Below are 6,786 nucleotides of genomic sequence, written 5' to 3' on the forward strand. Positions count from 1 at the left end.
GGGGTGATGATGCCGACGGCCTCAAGGGCCTCGGCGGTCTCGGGGAGGATTCCGAGCTCTCGGAACGTAGTCAGGGTGCTGCCTCTTCTGTGTGGGCGGCGCGAGGCGAGCGCGGGGTCGTGTCAGACCGTGCCGGGGACGTCGGCTGCCTACGGGCGGGCCGTAGAGCACGGGACCGCGCCGACGCTCTAGCGCTCGTGCCGCTGAGGGTGTCCCCTCCGGGTCTCGTACGCGTAGTGCCGTACGCCGGGGAGGGCTGTCGGGTCGGAGCCGATCGGGCCACCGACCGGGCATCCTCATACGTGCGGCCTGTCGAGGTACGTCGACGTACCAGCAGGCGCATTACCACCATACCCCGGATTCCCGCACATGCGATGGCCGATTCGGTCACGTAGTCGTCGTCACAGTGATTGACCAGGGCCTTACGACGTCCGGCGGGCGGGCTATTGTGCGCTTCATGACGAGCTCTGACAAGCCTGAGAACGCCTCGGACACCGCCGCCGCCGAACCGACCTCGGTCGCCGCCCGGGACTGGGCGACGGCCTCCGCCGACCCGCAGTACCGCGCCGCGGTCGTCGACCTGCTCGGTGCGCTCGCGTACGGGGAGCTGGCGGCGTTCGAGCGGCTCGCGGAGGACGCCAAGCTGGCGCCGACACTGGCGGACAAGGCGGAGCTGGCGAAGATGGCGTCGGCGGAGTTCCACCACTTCGAGAGGCTGCGCGACCGGCTCGCCGAGATCGGGGAGGAGCCGACGCGGGCGATGGAGCCGTTCGTCGCCGCGTACGACGGGTTCCACAAGCAGACGGCCCCCTCGGACTGGCTGGAGGGCCTCGTCAAGGCCTACGTCGGCGACTCCATCGCCAGCGACTTCTACCGGGAGGTCGCCGCCCGGCTGGACTCCGACTCCCGCAACCTGGTGCTGGCCGTGCTCGACGACACAGGGCACGGCGGCTTCGCCGTGGAGAAGGTGCGGGCCGCGATCGATGCCGACCCGCGTGTGGGCGGGCGGCTCGCGCTGTGGGCGCGACGGCTGATGGGGGAGGCCCTGTCGCAGTCCCAGCGGGTGGTCGCCGACCGGGACGCGCTGTCGACCATGCTGGTGGGCGGTGTCGCGGACGGCTTCGACCTCGCCGAGGTCGGCAAGATGTTCTCCCGGATCACCGAGGCCCACACCAAGCGGATGGCCGCGCTGGGGCTGGCGGCCTAGTCCATCGCCGGGCGGCCGGGCCGCGTCGTCAGCGCCACCACCGTCGGCGACCCCTCAGGCGGTCGCCGACCGGCGGCGCAGTCTTCCCGCGGGGCGCAGCAGCAGCGACAGCGAGGCCACGGAGACGATCACCGCACCGAGCAGGACGAGCAGCACGTGCCCGGCGTCCAGCGCGCTGTGCATGACGAAGGCCCCGAACAGGGCGCCGGCGACACCGGTCGACAGCACCATGGGGCGGGCCGGCAGACGGTGCGACAGGCGGTGTGCGGCCGCCCACGCCAGAGCCAGGCCGAGGATCGCGGAGCTCAGCGCTTCCAGGAGCATGTCGGGGTCCCTCCCACACGGCCGGCTGCCCAAATCGGTCGTAGCCCGTCTTACCCCTGACCTGCGGAATCCAATCCACCCCTGTGGGCGACTTGTGCTCCATCCGTGGAGGAAGCGGTGTGCCGCACGGGGAAGGCGAGGGCCACACGGAGGGGTGTCCGAGCAGTGCCACGCGGGAGGGGTGTCCGAGGGAGGGCGACGCAAACGGCGCAAACGGGGGGCGGCTGCCCGAACCGGGGCAGTGCGCGAACCGGGGCCGTACGCGAACGGGGGCAAGTACGCGAGCGGGGGGCAGGTACGCGAGCGGGGCGGGACGGCCGTAGCCGTCCCGCCCCGCTCGCTGTTGCGCCTACAGCGCGCCGAAGCCCACCTTGCGCGGGGCCGGCTCACCGATCTCGACGTACGCGAGACGGTCGGCCGGGACGAGGAGCTTGCGGCCGTGCTCGTCCACGAGGCTCAGCAGCTGCGACTTGCCGGCCAGTGCCTCGGCGACCACGCGCTCGACCTCCTCGGCAGTCTGACCGCTCTCCAGAACGATCTCGCGGGGCGCGTGCTGCACGCCGATCTTGACCTCCACGGCTATGTCCCTCCGACGGTCAGTGATGTGCGCGACCTTCCGCGCCGTACGCAGCACACATTAGCCCGGTGAGGGGACGTACATGCTCCGCCCGAGAACGCCACGAGCGAACATCGGGCGGGAACAAAGGCGCCCGTCAGTGCTGCGGCTGGTCCATGCCGTGCAGCGGGAAGCCGGCGATACCGCGCCATGCCAACGAGGTGAGCAGCTGCACGGCCTGGTCGCGCGGCACGCTGCGGTCGCTGTGCAGCCAGGACCGCGCCACCACCTGGGCCAGTCCGCCCAGGCCCGAGGCGAGCAGCATCGACTCCGCGCGCGACAGGCCGGTGTCCTCGGCGATGACGTCGCAGATCGCCTCCGCGCACTCGTTCGTGACCTTGTCGACGCGCTCGCGCACGGCGGGCTCGTTCGTCAGGTCCGACTCGAAGACCAGGCGGAACGCGCCGCCGTCGTCCTCGACGTAGGCGAAGTAGGCGTCCATCGTCGCCCGGACGCGCTGCTTGTTGTCGGTCGTCGACGCGAGGGCGTTCCGTACGGACTGGATGAGCGACTCGCAGTGCTGGTCCAGCAGCGCGAGATAGAGGTCGAGCTTGCCCGGGAAGTGCTGGTAGAGCACCGGCTTGCTGACGCCCGCGCGCTCTGCGATGTCGTCCATCGCGGCCGCGTGATAGCCCTGGGCCACGAAGACCTCCTGGGCGGCGCCCAGGAGCTGGTTGCGTCGGGCACGGCGCGGCAGGCGTGTGCCCCGCGGGCGAACCGCCTCTGTCTGCTCGATGGCTGTCACGCCGCCTCCCATGTTCGTCCATGTGCGGATCTGGCCGCGTCGCCATCGTACTTTTCGGTAACCGTGGCGCGCGCGGTGAGAACGCAGAATTTCACGGACCGGACGGTTGCGAAAGCGGTTGCGAAGGTTTCAAACAGGGTCAGAGCGGGCAAAATGCTGCCCCTTTCCTGTTCAGGGGAGCCGCTCGTCGCCCGTCGGCGGCGAGTGTCACCGGTAGTCGTCCTCGTCGAGCGAGACGATCCGGGCCTGCTCCACCAGGTCGGCCTCGTTGGCCCGGTCCGGGTCGACGCCGGTCAGCGGGTCGTCGCGGTCCGGCGCGAGGTCCGCCTGCTGCTCGGCCGCGTCGACCTCGGGGGCCTCGACGTCGAACTCCTGCGCCTCCGGCGCGTCCTCGGCCTCGAACGTCTCGGGGTCGCTGGGATCTACGGCCATGCTGGGCTCCCTTCCTACGAACGTCCCTGGGAATGCAGGGGCCACACGCGGGTGCCCTCTGTACGAGCCTAGGAGACACCCGATCCGGACGCTATGCGATCCGCGTCCGGGTCGTGACACCGTGCGCATCCCGTTCACTGCTACCCACGTGCGCCCGAGTGCCTCCTCTTTCGCCCGATCAACGGCCGAATCCTGTGACGGCGAACACAGGCGAACACATGAGTCACTGCGTGATCGTCTCGTAACATTGCCGCATGTCTTCGACCGAGCTGCCGTTCGTGCCGCCCGCCAACGTGCTGCCGAAGGTGGGGACCGTCCGGGTCGCGGAGGGGGAGCGCCTGCGGTCGGTCGAGCTGCCCGGCGTCACGCTGACGGTCCGGTCGAGGCCTCCCGCGCGCGAGGGGCTGCCGCCCGCGCTGTTCGTGCACGGCCTCGGCGGTTCCTCGCAGAACTGGTCGGCGCTGATGATGCTGCTGGACGGCGTCGTCGACGGCGAGGCCCTCGACCTGCCGGGCTTCGGCGACTCCCCGCCACCGGACGACGGCAACTACTCCGTCACGGGGCATGCACGCGCGGTCATCCGTTACCTCGACGCCTCCGGTCGCGGTCCCGTGCACCTGTTCGGGAACTCGCTCGGCGGCGCCATCGCCACACGTGTCGCCGCGGTCCGGCCCGATCTGGTCCGTACGCTCACGCTTGTGTCGCCCGCCCTGCCGGAAATCCGAGTGCAGCGCTCAGCCGTGCCCACGGGGCTGCTTGCGGTGCCCGGAGTCGCCCTGCTCTTCACCCGGCTCACCCGGGAGTGGACCGCGGAGCAGCGGGTCCGCGGCGTGATGGCGCTGTGTTACGGGGATCCCGGGCGGGTGACGCCGGAAGGATTCCGCAACGCCGTGCAGGAGATGGAGCGGCGGCTGCGGCTGCCGTACTTCTGGGACGCGATGGCGCGCTCCGCGCGCGGGATCGTCAACGCGTACACCCTGGGCGGGCAACAGGGGCTGTGGCGCCAGGCCGAACGGGTCCTCGCCCCGACCCTCCTCGTCTACGGGGGCCGCGATCAGCTCGTCGGCTTCCGCATGGCCCAGAAAGCGGCTCGGGCCTTCCGCGATTCCCGGCTGGTGACGTTGCCCGACGCGGGTCATGTGGCGATGATGGAGTACCCGGAGACAGTGGCTCTGGCGTTTCGTGAACTCCTTGAAGACGCGGGAGAGTTGGGCGCGCAGCGAGCGAGGCGGGCCGACCGGGCGGACGCCGGGGGCGACGCCGTCGACGAAGAAGGCACCGACGAGAGCATGGGGGGCTGAGGCGCGACGTGGGACGCCACAGCCGCCGCGGACCGGTCGCCAAGGGCGACAGCGCGGACACCACCGCAGTACGGAACGGCAGGACCGGGGCCACGCAGGGGCAGGGGCAGAGGCCGGGCCAGGGCCAGGCGTCGGACGCCGGCCGTGGGGCCCGCAGCGCACCGCCCAGTGCCCCGCAGGGCGGCTGGCCGTCGCCGGGCCCGCGCAGGGTGCCGGGGCCGCGCCCGGCGCCGGCGGAGGCGGCGCCGCCGCACGGCATGCCGCGCCTGCCCGACGGCTGGCACCCGGACGGCACACCGCCCCAGGGCCTCCCACGCCTGCCGGACGGCACGCCGGTGCGCGGGGTACCGCGCCTTGCCGACGGGACTCCGGCGCAGGGTGTTCCGCGGTTGCCGGATGGGACTCCTGTGCGTGGTGTTCCGCGGGTGGCGGACGGGACTTCGGCGCAGGGTGTTCCGCGGTTGGCGGATGGGACTCCTGTGCGTGGTGTGCCGATGTCGGCGGACGGGACTCCGGCGCGTGATGTTCCGTGGGTCGCCGATGGGGCGACCGCGCAGGGCGTTCCGCGGTTGCCGGACGGGACTCCCGCGCACGGAATGCCGAGGGTGGCCGGTGGTACGCCGCCGCGCGGGGTGCCGCGGCTGCCCGACGGCACCCCCGCGCACGGGTTTCCGCAAGCCCGGTGCGGCCATCCCGAGCAGCGCGAAGGCGGAGGCGGCTGGGGTGAGTTGAGTGGGAGCGGCGGGGCACCCGCCCAAGTCGGTGCTCCCATACCGCGGCAGCGCCGGGCATCCGTGCCCGGGCCGCGGCAGGACTATCTCGATGCCTTCGTCGACGAGGAGGACGACGTCTTCGCGCCCCGCACGCCCGCCTCCGCGCACGCCGCGGACGCCTACGCCTCCGTCACGGACTGGAGCGTCGGCACCGCCGCCGACCCCGGGTCCGTCGGCCAGGGCGACGTGAGGCCCACCGGCGCGCCCGTGCCGGGCAAGGGCGGCAAGGGGCGTGCCTTCACCGGCATCGCGGCCGCGGCCGTCACCACCGTGCTGGCCGTCGTCGTCGCCGGCCAGGTCGCCGACGACAACGGCGGCGCCGGCGTGCAGTCGCAGTCCGCCCCCGACCAGGCCCGCGACGTCCGCGACTCCGCGTCCCGCGCGGACGGCCGGGCGCCCGCCCCCGAGGTCAAGCCGCTGACGTACGACGAGAAGATGAGCAGGACGTACCCGCTCGGCGCCGAGCTCAAGGGTTCCGGGAGGTTCGACGCCGTCCCCGGTATCGCCGAGGCGCCGGGTGCCGGGCAGAAGTTCACCTACCGCGTCGACGTGGAGCAGGGACTCGGGCTGGACGGCGCACTGTTCGCCGAGGCCGTGCAGCAGACGCTCAACGACCAGCGCAGCTGGGCCCACAACGGCGCGCGCACCTTCGAGCGCATCTACTCCGGCAAGCCCGACTTCGTGATCACCCTCGCCAGCCCCGGCACGACCGCCGACTGGTGCGCCAAGTCGGGCCTGGACACCACCCAGGACAACGTCTCCTGCGACTCGGCCGCGACCGAACGCGTGATGATCAACGCCTACCGGTGGGCCCAGGGCTCACCGACCTACGGCGACAGCCGGATCCACGCCTACCGGCAGATGCTCATCAACCACGAGGTCGGCCACCGCCTCGGCTACAACCACGTCACCTGCGACAAGAACGGCGACCTGGCGCCGGTCATGCAGCAGCAGACCAAGTTCCTCGACCACGACGGCATCCGCTGTCGCGTCAATCCCTGGGCCTACCCCGGGAATTGACAGGCGTCACAGGCGGTGCGGCGCGCCTCGCGCCATGGCGCTCGCGTGCGAACCCCGGCTCCTCATCGCCGACGAGCCGACGCCCGCCCTCGACGTGACGGTCCAGCCGTACAACCCGGCAGCTGCCGGCCGCGGTGCCGGCACTCGACCCGGAGGCCGCCGCACGACGGCGGGCACGGCGACGGGAGCCGGCTGCGGTGTGATCGGGGCACGGTGACCGGAGTCGGCCGCGGTGTGATCCGGGCGCGGCGACGGGAGTTGGCCGCGGCATGACGATGCGTGTCCGCTTGATCTCCTAGCGCGACAGAACGCGACCCGCACGGGAAAGTTACGACCGTTCACCCCTTTTGGTGGTGCGACGGACAACC

At 72.0% G+C, this 6,786-nt stretch carries 7 protein-coding genes; 3 read left to right on the top strand and 4 right to left on the bottom strand.

Translation table 11 applies throughout. The features are described from left to right. Positions 1–457: 457 nt before the first annotated feature. The gene (locus tag AB0E85_RS16985; protein WP_033313892.1) at positions 458–1,207 is read left to right on the top strand and encodes a ferritin-like fold-containing protein; all 750 of its coding nucleotides are present in this window, start codon (positions 458–460) and stop codon (positions 1,205–1,207) included. Positions 1,208–1,261: 54 nt separating this feature from the next. Here AB0E85_RS16985 and AB0E85_RS16990 read toward each other — a convergent pair whose 3' ends face one another. The 4 genes from AB0E85_RS16990 to AB0E85_RS17005 all read right to left on the bottom strand — a co-directional run bounded on the left by AB0E85_RS16990 (position 1,262) and on the right by AB0E85_RS17005 (position 3,324). Continuing rightward, complete coding sequence (locus AB0E85_RS16990) at positions 1,262–1,531, bottom strand: hypothetical protein (protein WP_107455579.1); 270 nt, start codon at positions 1,529–1,531, stop codon at positions 1,262–1,264. A 349-nt stretch (positions 1,532–1,880) separates the two neighbouring features. Beyond that, entirely contained in the window at positions 1,881–2,108 is a 228-nt protein-coding gene (locus tag AB0E85_RS16995) for a DUF3107 domain-containing protein (protein ID WP_030854792.1), read from the bottom strand. A gap of 136 nt (positions 2,109–2,244) precedes the next feature. Next, entirely contained in the window at positions 2,245–2,892 is a 648-nt protein-coding gene (locus tag AB0E85_RS17000) for a TetR/AcrR family transcriptional regulator (RefSeq protein WP_053671654.1), read from the bottom strand. Positions 2,893–3,099: 207 nt separating this feature from the next. Beyond that, positions 3,100–3,324 carry a hypothetical protein gene (locus AB0E85_RS17005; protein WP_361927334.1) on the bottom strand — a complete coding sequence of 75 codons (225 nt, stop codon included), beginning with the start codon at positions 3,322–3,324 and terminating at the stop codon, positions 3,100–3,102. 254 nt (positions 3,325–3,578) lie between these two features. On the opposite strand from AB0E85_RS17005, the gene AB0E85_RS17010 reads away from it, so the two are divergent. Then, the gene (locus AB0E85_RS17010; RefSeq protein WP_361927336.1) at positions 3,579–4,625 is read left to right on the top strand and encodes an alpha/beta hydrolase; all 1,047 of its coding nucleotides are present in this window, start codon (positions 3,579–3,581) and stop codon (positions 4,623–4,625) included. Positions 4,626–4,633: 8 nt separating this feature from the next. Next, positions 4,634–6,418 carry a DUF3152 domain-containing protein gene (locus AB0E85_RS17015; protein ID WP_361927339.1) on the top strand — a complete coding sequence of 595 codons (1,785 nt, stop codon included), beginning with the start codon at positions 4,634–4,636 and terminating at the stop codon, positions 6,416–6,418. Positions 6,419–6,786 lie beyond the last annotated feature (368 nt).

The sequence above is a fragment of the Streptomyces sp. NPDC029044 genome (assembly GCF_040637495.1).
Taxonomy (GTDB): Bacteria; Actinomycetota; Actinomycetes; order Streptomycetales; family Streptomycetaceae; genus Streptomyces.